General features: G+C 70.1%; 9 protein-coding genes. All 9 read left to right on the forward strand.

Annotated elements, in window-relative coordinates; all coding sequences use genetic code 11:
- The first annotated feature begins 192 nt into the window (after window positions 1-192).
- The 9 genes from KALB_RS41535 (at window position 193) to KALB_RS41575 (ending at window position 15,296) form a co-directional block, all read left to right on the forward strand.
- Window positions 193-693 carry an OsmC family protein gene (locus KALB_RS41535; RefSeq protein ID WP_025361591.1) on the forward strand — a complete coding sequence of 167 codons (501 nt, stop codon included), beginning with the start codon at window positions 193-195 and terminating at the stop codon, window positions 691-693.
- Window positions 690-1,982, forward strand: coding sequence for an O-acetylhomoserine aminocarboxypropyltransferase/cysteine synthase family protein (locus KALB_RS41540; protein ID WP_025361592.1), 1,293 nt, complete (start codon window positions 690-692; stop codon window positions 1,980-1,982). The genes KALB_RS41535 and KALB_RS41540 overlap by 4 nt, the downstream gene beginning before the upstream one ends.
- Window positions 1,979-2,458 carry a CoA-binding protein gene (locus KALB_RS41545; protein WP_025361593.1) on the forward strand — a complete coding sequence of 160 codons (480 nt, stop codon included), beginning with the start codon at window positions 1,979-1,981 and terminating at the stop codon, window positions 2,456-2,458. Before KALB_RS41540 ends, KALB_RS41545 begins: the two co-directional genes overlap by 4 nt.
- 256 nt (window positions 2,459-2,714) lie before the next feature.
- Window positions 2,715-3,929, forward strand: coding sequence for a L,D-transpeptidase (locus KALB_RS41550; protein WP_025361594.1), 1,215 nt, complete (start codon window positions 2,715-2,717; stop codon window positions 3,927-3,929).
- Between the two features lie 62 nt (window positions 3,930-3,991).
- Entirely contained in the window at window positions 3,992-5,128 is a 1,137-nt protein-coding gene (locus KALB_RS41555) for a DUF2786 domain-containing protein (RefSeq protein ID WP_025361595.1), read from the forward strand.
- A 64-nt stretch (window positions 5,129-5,192) separates the two neighbouring features.
- Window positions 5,193-5,468, forward strand: coding sequence for a hypothetical protein (locus KALB_RS41560; RefSeq protein ID WP_025361596.1), 276 nt, complete (start codon window positions 5,193-5,195; stop codon window positions 5,466-5,468).
- A gap of 11 nt (window positions 5,469-5,479) precedes the next feature.
- Entirely contained in the window at window positions 5,480-7,297 is a 1,818-nt protein-coding gene (gene glmS, locus KALB_RS41565; protein WP_025361597.1) for a glutamine--fructose-6-phosphate transaminase (isomerizing), read from the forward strand.
- 442 nt (window positions 7,298-7,739) lie between these two features.
- Window positions 7,740-8,093, forward strand: coding sequence for a nucleotide pyrophosphohydrolase (locus KALB_RS41570; protein WP_025361598.1), 354 nt, complete (start codon window positions 7,740-7,742; stop codon window positions 8,091-8,093).
- Between the two features lie 333 nt (window positions 8,094-8,426).
- The gene (locus KALB_RS41575; RefSeq protein WP_025361599.1) at window positions 8,427-15,296 is read left to right on the forward strand and encodes a type I polyketide synthase; all 6,870 of its coding nucleotides are present in this window, start codon (window positions 8,427-8,429) and stop codon (window positions 15,294-15,296) included.
- The last annotated feature ends 4 nt before the right edge of the window (window positions 15,297-15,300 follow it).

A 15,300-nucleotide genomic window follows, 5' to 3' on the forward strand; every position in this document is an offset into this window, starting at 1 on the left:
CCCGTGGGAGCGGCCCCGACCGGGGTTGACGGTCCACTCGGGGCGTCCGCACGATGGCCACATGCTGCCTGTGCTGCCGAAACTCGTTCGGCGGCTGCACGTGGACCTGTTCCGGGCGACCACCTGTGGCTGTCGTGGCCACTGATCACCCCGTCAGCACACCCGACCACAGCCCCGCACAGGAGAACAAAAATGTCACTGTCCGCAGTCATCGAGGGTACGCATCAGGCCGTGACCGCAGACCGGTCGAAGGCCTCCGTGTCGTTCACCACGATCAACTCGCTCGTGCCAGGGAGCAGGACCGAAGTCGCGGTCACCGCCCGTGACCACAAGTTCACCGTGGACGAGCCGGCCGCTCTCGGCGGCGAGGACCTGGCGGCGAACCCGGTCGAGTACGCGCTCGCCGCGCTCGGCTCCTGCCAGGTGATCACCTACCAGTTCTGGGCCGCCAAGCTCGGTATCCAGCTCGACTCGGTGTCCGTACGGGTGGACGGCGACCTCGACCTGCACGGCTTCTTCGGCTTCGACGAGCAGACCCGAGCCGGGTTCACCGAGGTCCGCGTGCACGTGGACCTCGGCGGCCCGGAGGAGCCCGCCCGCTACCAGGAGCTCAGGGAGGCCGTGGACCGGCACTGCCCGGTGCTCGACCTGTTCCGCAACCCGACTCCGTTGCAGACGACACTGTCCTCATGAGTGATCGGAACTGGGGCTTCCGCACGCGGGCGCTGCACGCGGGCGGGAGCCCCGACCCCACCACGGGTGCCCGGGCCGTACCGATCTACCAGACGAGCAGCTTCGTGTTCGCCGACAGCGCCGACGCGGCCAACCTGTTCGCGCTGCAGAAGTACGGCAACGTCTACAGCCGGATCGGCAACCCGACCGTCGCGGCGTTCGAGGAGCGCATCGCCAGCCTCGAGGACGGCATCGGCGCGGTGGCCACGGCCAGCGGTCAGGCAGCCGAGTTCCTGACCTTCGCGGCGCTGACCGAGGCAGGCGACCACATCGTGTCCGCCGCGAACCTCTACGGCGGCACGATCACACAACTCGACGGCACGCTGCGGCGCTTCGGCGTTGACACGACCTTCGTGGCCGAAGACAGCATCGACGCCTACGCGGCAGCGCTCACACCCAACACCCGGCTCATCTACACAGAGGTGGTTGGCAACCCGTCCGGGGACATAGCCGATCTGGCCGCGCTGGCCGACCTCGCGCGTTCGGCCGACATCCCGCTCGTCGTGGACTCGACCATCGCGACGCCCTACCTGTGCCGTCCGCTGGAGCACGGGGCGGACATCGTGCTGCACTCGGCGACCAAGTTCCTCGGCGGGCACGGCACGACGCTGGGCGGCGTGGTGGTCGACTCGGGCCGCTTCGACTGGGGCAACGGCAAGTTCCCACGCATGACCGAGACCGTGCCGAGCTACGGCGGGCTCCGGTACTGGGAGAACTTCGGCGAGTACGCGTTCTGCACGAGGCTGCGCGCCGAGCAGTTGCGCGACATCGGAGCGGTGCTGTCGCCGCACTCGGCGTTCCTGCTGTTGCAGGGGGTCGAGACGCTGCCGCAGCGGATGGACGCGCACCTGCGCAACACCGTGGAGATCGCCCGGTGGTTGGCGGCGGACCCGCGCGTGTCCTGGGTGAACTACGCCGGTCTGGAGTCGCACCGCCACCACGACCGGGCTGCCCGGTACCTGCCCAACGGTCCTGGTGCGGTGTTCTCCTTCGGCGTGCGCGGTGGTCGTGCGGCGGGGCAGCGGTTCGTCGAGTCGGTGGAGCTGTGCAGTCACCTCGCGAACATCGGCGACGTGCGAACGCTGGTGATCCACCCGGCGTCGACCACGCACCAGCAGTTGTCCGACGAGCAACTCACAGCCGCTGGCGTCACCCCGGACCTGGTTCGGCTGTCGGTCGGGCTGGAGGACGTCGAGGACCTGATCTGGGACCTCGACCAGGCACTCGCCGAGGCGGTGAAGGCGGAATGAGCTGGATTGGCCCTTCGGCACGGGACCGGATGCGGATCCTGCGCGGCACGAAGTCGGTCGCGCTGATCGGTGCCTCCGACAACCCCGCGCGACCCAGCTACTTCGTGGCGACATACCTGTTGTCCTCCACGCGGTACCAGGTGCACTTCGTGAACCCGCGGCTCAAGCACCTGCTCGGTCAGCCGGTGCACCCTTCACTGGACGCCCTGCCGGACAAGCCCGACCTGATCTCGGTGTTCCGCAAGCACGATGACCTGCCCGCCGTGGCCGAGGAGGTCATCGCTGCTGGTGCGCGCACCCTGTGGCTCCAACTCGGCCTGTGGCACGAGCCCGTGGCGGCCGCCGCGGAGCAGGCGGGTTTGACCGTGGTGATGAACCGCTGCGTGAAGATCGAGCATGCACGGTTCGCGGGCGGGCTGCACCTGGCCGGGTTCAACACCGGTGTGATCACCTCGCGGCGCAACGGGAACCTCTGAGCGAACTCCCAGCGATCACCCGATTGGCAGGCTCCTACCCGTTCGGTGCAGGAATGCGGCGCCGGAACGCCCGCTATGCGTGATACGGGCGGTTAGGAATTCCCCACATCGCATGTATCCGGCTCGGTAGAGCAACGCCAGAGGGCGCACCACGTCCTCTGAGCAGTGCGGCCGCCGCCTAGTGTGAACAGGGCGAGGTCGGCCACCAACGGGTCTGAGGCTGATCCGGGTCACGGCCGGGAACGAAGAGGATTTCATGCAGTTCCGAGCAAGCGATCGGCGCCGTCGGCGCTGGAGGTCCGTCAGTGCCGCCGGGCTGGCCGTCGCCGCCCTCACCCTGAGCGCCTGCTCGTCCGGCGAGGGCGGCACCGCCTCCAACGGTGCGACCGCGCCGGCGCCCAGCGCGCCGGACGCCAAGGTGACCGTCACCCCGAACGAGTCCGGTGAGGTCAACCCGGCCACTCCGGTCGTCGTGAAGGTCGCGGGCGGGAAGCTGACCGGGGTCACGCTGACGAACACCGCCAAGGGCAACACGGTCAAGGGCGAGATCGCCGCCGACGGTCTGAGCTGGACCTCCACCGAGCCGCTCGGCTACGGCGCCGTCTACGACCTGGACGCGCAGGCGGTGAACCCGAGCGACAAACAGACCGAGCAGAAGGCCACCATCAAGACGGTGACGCCCGCCGCGCAGGCGTACCCGGCGATGATCCCCGCGCCGAACCCGAGCGCGACCTTCGGCGTCGGTCAGATCATCGGGGTGTCCTTCGACCAGCCGGTCGCCGACAAGGCTGCCGCAGAGAAGGCGCTCAAGGTCACCACGACCCCGCCGCAGCAGGGCAGCTGGTTCTGGATCGACAAGCAGACCGCCCACTACCGCGCGCAGACCTACTGGAAGGCCGGCACCACGATCAAGCTGGACGCCAACCTGTACGGGGTGAACCTCGGCGGCGGGGTGTACGGCAAGACCGACCGCTCGGCCACGTACAAGATCCACGACTCCTGGGTGGCCAAGGCGGACGGCAACTCCAAGCAGATGCAGATCCTGCACGACGGGGCCGTGGTGAACACGATGCCGATCAGCCTCGGCAAGGACAGCACCCCGACCCACGTCGGCCCGCACGTGATCTCCGACAAGGCGAAGGAGGTGCTGATGGACTCCTGCACCTACGGCCTGTGCCCGCCCGCCGCCGGTGCCTACAAGGCCACCGAGTACTTCGCGGAGCGGATCTCCAACGACGGCGAGTTCGTGCACGAGAACCCGGGCACCGTCGGCCAGCAGGGCAACTCGAACGTGTCGCACGGCTGCATCAACCTGAGCCCGGAGAACGCCGAGTGGTTCTTCAACAACTTCAACCTCGGTGACGTGGTCGAGGTGACCAACTCGGGCGGTCCCAAGCTGCCGATCTACGACACCTACGGCGACTGGGAACTGAGCTGGGCGGACTGGCAAGCAGGTAGTGCACTGCGTTGACCGCTGACTCAGAGGCTCTGACCAGGCTGATCTGGACGGCGGTCGACAGGCAATCCAGGGGCATGAAGCGAGCAGGTCCCGCAGCCGCCCGGGAGCTGGCCCAAGAACCGGAGCGCGCGGTCGACGTCGCGGTGGACCAAGCGTTGCACCGCTTCGTCGACCTGCTCTGGGACGGCGGCTGGCTGCCATACGACCTGGTACGCGCGGTCGGGCGGGATGGCGATGAGTTCGCGAGCGCGCTGGTGGTCGACGCCATCGCCGCTGATGTGGCGCGCCATCCGACTGCGTCACTGCACGAACGTTGGCGTGAGCAGTTGAGCACTGTCGGGGCAGTGGTCTGGTGGCGCGGTGATGCTCCGCTGTTCGGTCAGTGGGCGGAACGCCACATCCTGACCAGGGTCGAAGCGCTCACCACGGCAATTGGACTGCTGGCGGCCCTGATGCGCCTGCCTCGGCTGCCCCAGATCGTGCCGCCGCCCGGCACGGCGGCCCAGAAGGTCGATCACGCGCGTCCCGCCGTGGACCAGAAGGTGCTGGCCCGCGTGCGTGGCCTGCTCGCCAAGGCCGAGTCGACGCAGTTCCCCGACGAGGCAGAGGCGCTGTCGGCCAAGGCCCAGGAACTGATGAACCGCTACGCCCTGGAACGGGCGATGCTCGACGCCACCGAGCACGTGCCGCAGACCGCAACGGCCAGTCGGCTCTGGCTCGACACTCCTTATATAGGGGCCAAGGCGAACCTGGTGTGCGTCGTGGCCGATGCCAACAGGTGCCGGGGCGTGATCTACGAGAAGCTCGGGTTCGTGGCCCTGATCGGTGACGAGTTGGACCTGGAGATCACCGAACTGCTCGCGACCTCGCTGTTGCTGCAGGCCACCAGGGCGATGGTGCACGCCGGTAGCCGTGCGACGCGGGATGACGAGTCGCGCAGCCGTGCGTACCGGCAGGCGTTCCTGCTCTCCTACGCCAGTCGGATCGGTGAGCGGTTGAGCTCGGTCACGGCGGATCTCGTCGACGACAACCTGCTTCCTGTGCTCGCCGACCGCACCCAGGTCGTCGACCAGCTGTTCGACTCGATGTACCCGCAGGCGCGGCCCAAGTCGTTCACGGTGCGCAGCGCCGCCGGGTGGGGCGCGGGCCGGGCCGCCGCCGACCAGGCCGACCTCGGCGTAACACGACCACCGCTCGGCCGAAACTCCTAACTTCTGCCCGATTCCGGGCAGGATTGTTGCGATCACATCACCGGGACGGGCAGGATCGCCCGTCGTGTCCAGCTCCAGCCCGCCCTACGGGGACCTCGTCGCCCACCTGATGCGCACCACGGTGTTGGGGCCGGGTGAGGCGGCACGGGTCGTCGCCGAGGTGCTCGCGTACTTCCACGAGCCGGTCGAGGCGTACGTGCGACGCCGCCACGGCGAGCTCAAGTCGGCTGGGCTGACCAACGACCAGATCTTCGACCGCATCGCCGGCGAGCTGCCGCTGCGCCGGGTGGCCGCACCCGAGCTCTCGGTCCGGCAGCTGCGGCGCATCGTCTACGGGTGAGAGGACCTGCCATGTGTGGGATCGTCGGCTACATCGGCTCGCGGGACTGCGTCCCGATCCTGATCGAGGGCCTGGCCAGGCTGGAGTACCGCGGCTACGACTCGGCGGGCATAGCCGTGATCGGACGCGGCAAGCTGCGCACCAGAAAGGTGAAGGGCCGGGTCAGCCAGCTGGGCAAGGACCTGCCCGCCCGCCTGACCGGCCCGATCGGCATCGGCCACACCCGGTGGGCGACCCACGGCGTGCCCAGTGAGGAGAACGCGCACCCGCACCTGGACAGCACCGGCCGGGTGGCCGTCGTGCACAACGGTGTCATCGAGAACGCCGAGGAACTGCGGGCCAAGCTGGTGGCCAACGGCGTGGAGTTCGTCTCCGAGACCGACACCGAGGTACTGGCCCACCTGATCGCCGCGGTGGACTGCGCCGACATCGAGGAGGCGGTGCGCCGAGTGCTGCCCGAGATCGTCGGGACCTACGGCATCGCCGTGGTCGACGCCCGCCAGCCGGACCGGATCATCGCGGCGCGCAACGGCAGCCCGGTGATCCTGGGCATCGGCGACAAGGAGCTCTACGTCGCCTCCGACGTGATGGCACTGGTGCGGCACACCTCGCAGGTCGTGCACCTGGAGGACGGCGAGGTCGCTGTGCTGACCGCCGACGGCTTCAGCACCGGGACGCTCGACTCGCGGGTGACCACCCGCCAGCCCACCACAGTGGACGTCGAGGACCCCGACTACCACGCCGAGGGCTACGGCCACTTCATGCGCAAGGAGATCCACGACCAGCCCGCCGCCGTGGAGCGGACGCTGCGCGGCAGGCTGGACGAGCGGTTCGGCACCGCGCACCTGGGCGGGCTCAACCTCACGCCGAGGGAGTCCCGCGAGTTCAAGCGGGTCAAGATCCTCGGCTGCGGGTCGGCGCACTACGCCGGGCAGATCGGCGCGCAGATGATCGAGGAGCTGGCACGGGTGCCCGCGGACTCGGAGCCGGCCTCGGAGTTCCGCTACCGCAACCCGCTGATCGACCCCGAGACCCTGTACGTGGCGGTCAGCCAGTCCGGCGAGACCTACGACACGCTGGCCACGGTCCAGGAGATCCAGCGCAAGGGCGGCCGGGTGCTCGGCGTGGTCAACGCGGTGGGCAGCTCCATCGCCCGCCAGTGCGACGGAGGAATCTACCTGCACGCAGGCCCCGAGATCTCCGTGACCTCGACAAAGGCCTTCACCGTCACCGCGGTCGACTTCGCGCTGCTCGCACTGCACCTGGCACGTGTGCGCGACCTGTCCCCCGCCGACGGCCAGCGCCTAGTGCGCGGACTGCTCGCGCTGCCCGAGCGGATCAGCGACATCCTCCAGCTCGAGGACCGCATCGCCGACCTGGCCAAGCACTACAGCAACTTCCAGAACGTGATGTTCATCGGACGGGTCCGGGGCTGCCCGGTGGCCCGTGAGGGTGCGCTCAAGCTCAAGGAGGTCTCGTACCTGCACGCCGAGGCGTACCCCGCGTCCGAGCTCAAGCACGGTCCGCTGGCGCTGATCAGCCCCGAGACCCCGACCGTCGCGATCGTGCCGAACGACGAGTTGTTCGACAAGAATCTGACGACACTCGGTGAGATCAAGGCGCGGGGCGGCAAGGTGCTGGCGATCGCCCACCAGGAACTGCCCTCGCACCTGGTCGACGACACGATCATCGTGCCGCAGGGCGAGCCCGAGCTGGACCCGATCCTGCTCGGCATCCCGCTGCAGATGCTCGCGTACCACACCGCGGTGTTGCTCGGACACGACGTCGACCACCCGCGCAACCTCGCCAAGAGCGTGACCGTGGAGTAGGTGCTGGTCAGCGGCGGTGGACTTGCGGCGGTCCACTCGTGCTCGGCTGCGGCCCAGCACGAGTGGACCGCCCGCTGAGGTAGGCGTGCGCGGACGAGATACGCCGCAGCGCTGCTCGAACGGTGCGGCGTTGCTCGAGTGACGATGCGCACCTCAAGCGCTGCGGCATTGCTCCACCGCCGCGGCAGAGCTCGAACGCGGCAGCACTGCTCCACCGCTGCCGCGCACCTCGACCGCCACAGCATCGCTCCACCGCTGATGCACAGCTCGAACGCCGCGGCGCATGTCGAACGCCGCAGCGCATCTCCAGCGCGACGGCGTATCTCCACCGCTGACGCACTGCACCGATGGCGAGGCGCAACTCCAGTGCCGCAGCGGACGACTCTGGCGCTGGCCGAAGGCGTGGGCCGCAGCGAAGAGACGGGCGTCTAGCGTGCGAGGCATGAACGAGTTCGAGGACTTGGCGGCTCGGTTGCGGGCATTCGCGGCCGCCCGCGACTGGGAGCAGTTCCACACGCCGAAGAACCTGGCCATGGCGCTGGCGGGCGAGGCGGGGGAACTGGTCGCGGAGTTGCAGTGGCTCACCGAGGAGCAGATCCGCGAGCAGGTCGGCGGCGGCGAGTTGCGGCAGCGGGTCAGCGACGAGGTAGCCGACGTGCTGCTCTACCTGGTGCGTTTCGCCGACGTGTGCGGGATAGATCCCCTGCGGGCGGCCCTGGACAAGATCGACCGCAACGAGGAGCGCTACCCGGCGGCGCTGGCCAAGGGCAGCGCCACCAAGTACGACCAGCTCTGACCTCGGTGGATGCCGATTCACGCGCCGGACACAGTTCCGTAACGCCGGTAACGTGAAAAGCGCTTCACACCGATGATGTCAACGCAGCCATGCACAACGGCACTCGATCAGGTGAACAGTTGGGCTGCGGGTGGGCCGATGACACGGATCGGGTGCCCTGCCCGACCCTTGAGCGGGACTGAACCCCGACTCAAGCGGCCCTGAACTCGCCTTTTCGTCAATTGATGAATTCAAGGCGATCCCTCTAGCCTTCCCGGTCGGATTCACCCATTCGGGTGTGGCTACACCGCCGTACGCACCCTCAGGTCTCGTATCCCCCGAGCGGAGGCTTAGATGGCTGCGCACACGGCCGAGCACGCGTTTGTCCAGAAGTTGGTGCTCGGCGTCAGCCCGTTCGACCTGCCCGACCCGCGACTGGTGTCCGCGGTCTGCCACGCCGGCGCGCTCGGCGTGCTGGACCTGGGCATCGGCGACCGCCGCAGCCGCGAGGCACTGGAGCTGCTCCAGAGCTGGGTCGGCGAGTTCGGCGTGCGCGTCACCGCTGGCTGCGCGCTGGCGCCACAGGACCTGCCCCGCGAGTCGGTCAGCACGGTCCTGCTCGGTCACGGTGCTCCCTGGTCGGTAGCCGACCTGGTTGAGCACCACCGAGTGCTGGTCGAGGTGACCTCGAAGGCCGAAGCACTGAAGGCCGCAGCCGACGGGGCGCACGGCCTGGTGGCTCGTGGCAGCGAGGCGGGCGGTCACGTCGGCGAACTCAGCTCCTTCGTGCTGTTGCAGCAGCTGGTGGACGCGGTCGACCTGCCCATCTGGGTGTGCGGCGGGATCGGCGTGCGCACGGCGGCGGCCGCGGTGGCCGGTGGCGCCACCGGTGTGGTGCTCGACACACAGCTCGCGCTGCTGCCGGAGTCCGACCTGGACGAGGAGATCGCCAGCGCGATCCGGCCGATGGACGGCTCGGAGACGACGGTGGTCGACGGCCGCCGCGTGTTGACGCGCCGCGGTGCGGAGCAGACCCGGATCCCGGTCGGGCAGGACGGCTTCCTCGCGGCCCGCTTCGCCGAGCGCTACGGGAGCGTGGACCGCGCGGTGCGCGCCATCAAGGACGGCGTCGTCACTGCTCTTGTGGGTCAGCCGAGCGCACCCGCACTGGTGGCGCAGGGCCCGATGACCAGGGTCAGTGACCAGGCCGCGTTCGCCGCCTCGGTGGCGGAGCACGGCGGGCTGCCGTTCATCGCGCTCGCCCTGGCGACCAAGGACCAGACCCGGCGCATGTTGGAGGAGACTCGCACGGCGCTGGGCGACCGCCCGTGGGGCGCGGGCATCCTGGGCTTCGCGGCGGAGGACGTGCGCACCGCCCAGCTCGAGGTCATCCACGAGCTGCGTCCCGACTACGTGATCATCGCGGGCGGTCGGCCGAGTCAGGCGCAGGCGCTGGAGCAGGTCGGCATCCGCACGTTCCTGCACGTGCCCTCCCCCGGTCTGCTCCGGCAGTTCCTGGAAGCGGGGGCAAGGCGGTTCATCTTCGAGGGCGCGGAGTGCGGCGGGCACGTCGGCCCGCGGGCGAGCTTCCCGCTCTGGGAGGCGCAGCTCTCGGTGCTGCTCGACCACCTCGACGCGCACGGCCCCACCGACATGGAGGTGCTGTTCGCGGGTGGGGTGCACGACGAGCGCTCGGCGGCGATGGTCTCGGCGATGGCGACGCCACTGCACGAACGTTCGGTCACCGTCGGCGTGCTGATGGGCACGGCCTACCTGTTCACCGAGGAGGCGGTCCGGCACGGCGCGGTGCAGCCGACCTTCCAGCGCCAGGTGATCGCCGCCGAGCGGACCGCGCTGCTGGAGACGGCGCCCGGCCACGCCACGAGGTGCGTGACCAGCCCGTTCTCGGACAGCTTCCTGAGCATCCGGGACGAGCTGCGCGCGCAGGGCCTGGCGGACCGCGAGATCTGGGAACGCCTGGAGCAGCTCAACGTCGGCCGGCTGCGCATCGCCAGCAAGGGCATCCAGCGCGAGGGCGCCGAACTGCTCGCCGTGGACGAGGCCCGCCAGCTGGACGAGGGCATGTTCATGGCCGGTCAGGTGGCGGTGCTGCGCTCGGCGGTGACGACGGTCGCCGCGCTGCACGAGTCGGTGACCAGCGGTGCGGTCGAGTACCTGCACGAACGTTCGCACAGTTTGGGTCTGAGCGCCGCGGTCGAGCAGCCTCAGGTCGAACCGCTGGACGTGGCGGTCATCGGTATGTCCTGCATGTTCCCGCAGGCCCCGGACCTGCCGAGCTTCTGGGCGAACGTGCTCGGTGGCGTGGACTCGGTGACCGAGGTGTCGCCGGAGCGCTGGGACCCCGAGGTCTACTACTCCGCGGAAGGCGGCACGGACCGCACGCCCTCCAAGTGGGGCGGCTTCCTGCCGGAGATCCCGTTCGACCCGCTGCGCTACGGCATCCCGCCCGCCTCGCTGGCGAGCATCGAACCGGTCCAGCTGCTTGCGCTGGAGGCGGCACAGCGCGCGCTGGTGCACGCCGGGTACGGTGCACGACCGTTCGATCGGTCGAAGACCAGCGTGGTGTTCGGCGCGGAGTCGGGCAGCGACCTGTCCAACGCCACCGTGCTGCGCACCGTGCTGCCCTCCTACCTCGGCACGATCCCGGCGGAGCTGGAGCAGCAGCTGCCGACGCTGACCGAGGACTCGTTCCCGGGCGTGCTGGCCAACGTCATCGCGGGCCGGGTCGCCAACCGGCTGGACCTGGGCGGCACCAACTACACGGTGGACGCGGCGTGCGCCTCCTCGCTGGCGGCGGTGGACGTGGCCTGCAAGGAACTGGTCGCGGGCACCAGCGACCTGGTGCTGTGCGGTGCGGCCGACCTGCACAACGGGGTCAACGACTACCTGATGTTCGCCTCGGTGGGCGCGCTGTCGGCCACCGGCCGGTGCCGCACCTTCGACAGCTCCGCGGACGGCATCGCGCTCGGCGAGGGCGTGGCCTGCGTGGTGCTCAAGCGGCTGGCGGACGCCGAGCGCGACGGGGACCAGGTCTACGCGGTGATCAAGGGCGTGGGCAGCGCGAGCGACGGCAAGTCGCTGGGACTGACGGCGCCCAGGCCGGAGGGGCAGCGCAGCGCGCTGGAAAGGGCCTACCGCAACGCGGGCATCTCCCCGGCCAGCGTCGGACTGGTCGAGGCGCACGGCACGGGCACCGTGGTCGGCGACCGCACGGAGCTGGGCACGCTGAGCAAGGTCTTCCAGGAGCATGGCGCCACCCCGGGCAGCTGCGCGGTGGGCTCGGTGAAGTCCCAGATCGGGCACACCAAGTGCGCGGCGGGCCTGGCCGGGCTGATCAAGACTTCGCTGGCCCTGCACAACGGGGTGAAGCCGCCGACGCTGCACGTGTCGCAGCCGAACCCGGCCTGGAACGCCGAGGAGAGCCCGTTCGCGATCAACGCCGAGGCGCGGCCCTGGTCGGCACCCGCGTCCGAGCGGGTGGCCGGGGTCAGCGCCTTCGGCTTCGGCGGTACGAACTTCCACGTGGTGCTTTCGGCGCACGACCGATCTCCGGTTCCCCGGCACAGCGCGGACCAGTGGCCGGCCGAGCTGTTCACCTTCCGCGGGGCCGACCACCAGTCCGCGTGCCGGTCCATCGAGCAGTTGCTCGACCTGGTCGCCACCAACGAGTCGGCGGGCCGCCCGTGGCAGCTGAGGGACCTGGCGAAGACCACCTCGCGGCGCACCGAGCAGCGCGCTGACCCGGTGCGCATCGCGGTCGTGGCGGAGTCGATCGACGACCTGGTCGACCTGCTGCGCCGCGCGGTCGCCGGTGAGCACGACCCGAAAGCGGGCCTGTTCACCCAGGCACCGGCCTCGGGCCAGGTGGCGTTCCTGTTCCCCGGCCAGGGCAGTCAGCGCACCGGCATGTTGGCCGAACTGTTCGTGGCCTTCCCGGAATTGCAGCACCTGTTGCAGCTGGGCGCCGAGTGGGCCGACCTGATCTACCCGCCCACCGCGTACGACCAGAAGACCCAACAGGACAACGACTCCCGGCTACGCGACACGCGTGCGGCACAGCCCGCGCTGGGTGTCGCCGGGCTGGCGGTCAACCAGCTGCTGGGCAGGCTGGGCGTGCGACCGGACATGCTGGCGGGCCACAGCTACGGCGAGCTGGTCGCACTGAGCGCGGCGGGTTCGTTCGGGCCCGCGACCCTGCTGGAGCTGAGCAGGGCGCGCGCGGCGAGCATCCTCGGTGCGGCGGGTGAGGATCCCGGCGCGATGGCCGCGGTGTCGGCACAGGCGGCGGAGATCGCGGCGCTGCTGACCGGCAAGGTGGTGGTGGCCAATCACAACGCGCCGCAGCAGGCGGTGATCTCCGGGCCCACCGCCGAGGTGGAGCAGGCGATCGCGGCGCTGCGAGAGGCTGGCCACGGGGCGAAGCGCATTCCGGTGGCCTGCGCGTTCCACAGTGAGCTGGTGGCTGGGGCTGGCGAGGAGTTCGGCCGCTTCCTGTCCACTCAGGACGTCCGTGAGCCGGAGCTGCCGGTGTGGTCGAACCGGCTCGCCGGGCCCTACCCGGGCGACGTGCGGGGCGAGCTGGCCGCGCAGATCGGCGCACCGGTGCGCTTCGTCGAGCAGGTCGAGGCGATGTACGAGGCGGGCGCCCGGGTATTCGTGGAGGTCGGCCCCGGCAGGGTGCTGACCAAGCTGGTCGGCGCGATCCTGGGCGACCGGCCGCACTCGGTGGTCACCACCGACGGCGGGCTGCGCGGGCTGCTGGGCGCGGTCGCGCAGCTGGCGGTCTGCGAGGTGCCGCTGCGCACGGGCTGGCTGTTCCACGGCCGCGACGCCAAGGACCTGAGCACCGCGAGCGCACCCAAGCGTGCGGGCTGGACGATCGACGGCCAGACGGTGCGCACTGTTGACGGGGGCTACCTGCCCGGCGGTCTCGCGCCGGCACGACGCGTGGAGTTGTTGCGCATGAGCACGAACCCGGCCGACGCGGGCATGTCCGGCCAGGACGCACTGATCAGCGAGTACCTGCGCACCAGCCGCGAGATGATCGCAGCGCAGCGGGACGTGCTGCTCAGCTACTTCGGCGCGGCAGGCACCCCGGCGCCGGTCCGGGTGGTGCAGGCGATGCAGGCGGCACAGCCCGCGCAGATCGCGGCGCCGGCCCCACAACCCGTTGCGCCGCAGCCTGTTGCCCCGCAACCAGTGGCGGCGGCAGTCCCCACCGCGGACACGTTGACCACCGTGCTGGACGTGATCAGCAAGCAGACCGGCTACCCGGTCGACATGATCGACCCCACCCTCGACCTGGAAGCCGACCTCTCGATCGACTCCATCAAGCGCACCGAAATCGCGGGCACACTGGTCAGCCAACTCGGCGCCACCACCGACATCGAAGAACTCACCAAGGCCCGCACCGCACAGGCCCTGGCCGACCTCTTCGGCAGCACCGGAACGGCTACGCAAGCGGCACCGGCCGCAGCCCAGTCCACCGTGGACGTACTGTCCACAGTGGTCGGTGTGATCAGCAAGCAGACCGGCTACCCGGTCGACATGATCGACCCCACGCTCGACCTGGAAGCCGACCTCTCGATCGACTCCATCAAGCGCACCGAAATCGCGGGCACCCTGGTCAGCCAACTCGGCGCTAACACCGACATCGAGGAGCTGACCAAGGCTCGGACCGCGCAGGCGCTGGCCGACCTCTTCGGCACCGGCAGCGCGGCAACGCCGGAGCAGCACACCCCGGTCGCCGTGCCCGCGGGGCGCCCGCCCAAGCGGTTCGAGATGCTCCGCACGAAGGTGGCCACCACCGAGCTGGTCGACGCGAGCGCTCTCAAGGGGCAGTCGTTCGTGATCGTCGGCGGCGAAACGGAGTCCTACGGAACGGTTGCGGCGGCGCTGATCCAGCACGGGGCCACGGTCACCGACTCCTCGGACATCGGGGTTACCGGGCTGATCTACCTGGACTCGCTGGCCGAGGGCGACGAGCCGGTGCTGCCCAACGCCTTCCCCGCGTTCAAGGCCACGCTGGCGCACGGCCCGCGCTGGGTGATCGCCGCGTCGCCGATCGCGGAGCACGGCGGCGAGCGGGTGGTGGGGCTGCGCGGGTTCTTCCGCACCCTGTCCCGTGAGTACCCGGACACGACCGCCAAGCTGGTGGAGATCGAGCACGCGCACACGCCGGAGGCCGTGGCCGTCAGCGTGGTGGGCGAACTGCTCGCCGCGGACCGGCATCCGGTGGTTCAGCACGTGGGCGACACGCGGCACTCGATCGAGATGACGCCGACCGAGTTGGCGTTGGGCAGCACCGGCGCGGGCCCTGCGGGTGACGGTGCCGCCGAGGCGCAGGCCATCGGCCTGGACCGCGAGTCGGTGGTGCTACTGGTCGGCGGGGCGCGCGGCATCACCGCGCAGTTCGCGGCCAAGCTGGCGATGACCAGCGGCTGCCGGATCGAACTCGTTGGCAGGACGCCACTTCCGGCCGAGCCGGAGGACCCGGCCACGGCCTCGGCTCCGGACAAGGCCGCGCTGCGGGCGGCGCTGATCGGCCTGGGTCACCGTTCACCGGCCGAGGTGGAGCGCCTGGCCAACGGCATCCTGGCGGTGCGCGAGGTGCGGGCCACCATCGAGGAGCTGCGCGCGCTGGGCGGCACGGTCGGCTACCACTCGGTGGACGTGCGCGACAGCGACTCGGTGCACCGGGTGGTCAAGGAGATCCACACCGACCACGGCCGCATCGACGGTGTCGTCTACGCCGCAGGGGTGATCGAGGACAAGCTGGTCGCGGACAAGACCCCCGAGTCGTTCAGCCGGGTCTTCGACACCAAGGTCAGCGGTGCGCTCGCGCTGCTGGCGGCGGTCGGCGAACTGCCGGTGGCGCCCAAGTTCGTGACGCTGTTCGGCAGCATCGCGGCGACCCTGGGCAACCGGGGACAGATCGACTACTCCGCGGCCAACGACGCGTTGCAGACGATCGGGGCCACGTGGTCGGCCCGCACCGGCAACCGCGCACTGACCGTCCACTGGGGACCGTGGGCGCCCGCGGGGCGGCACGGCGGCATGGTGACTGCGGAGCTCCAGCAGGAGTACGCGCGCCGGGGGATCGAGCTGATCGACCCGGAGGAGGGCACGATGGCCCTGCTGCGGGAGCTGGCGTTCGGCGACCAGGGCACCCACGCCGTGGTGTACACGGCCTCGGGTTGGTGAGCCG

Origin of the sequence: Kutzneria viridogrisea DSM 43870 (genome assembly GCF_000525635.1) — a bacterium.
GTDB lineage: Bacteria > Actinomycetota > Actinomycetes > Mycobacteriales > Pseudonocardiaceae > Kutzneria > Kutzneria viridogrisea.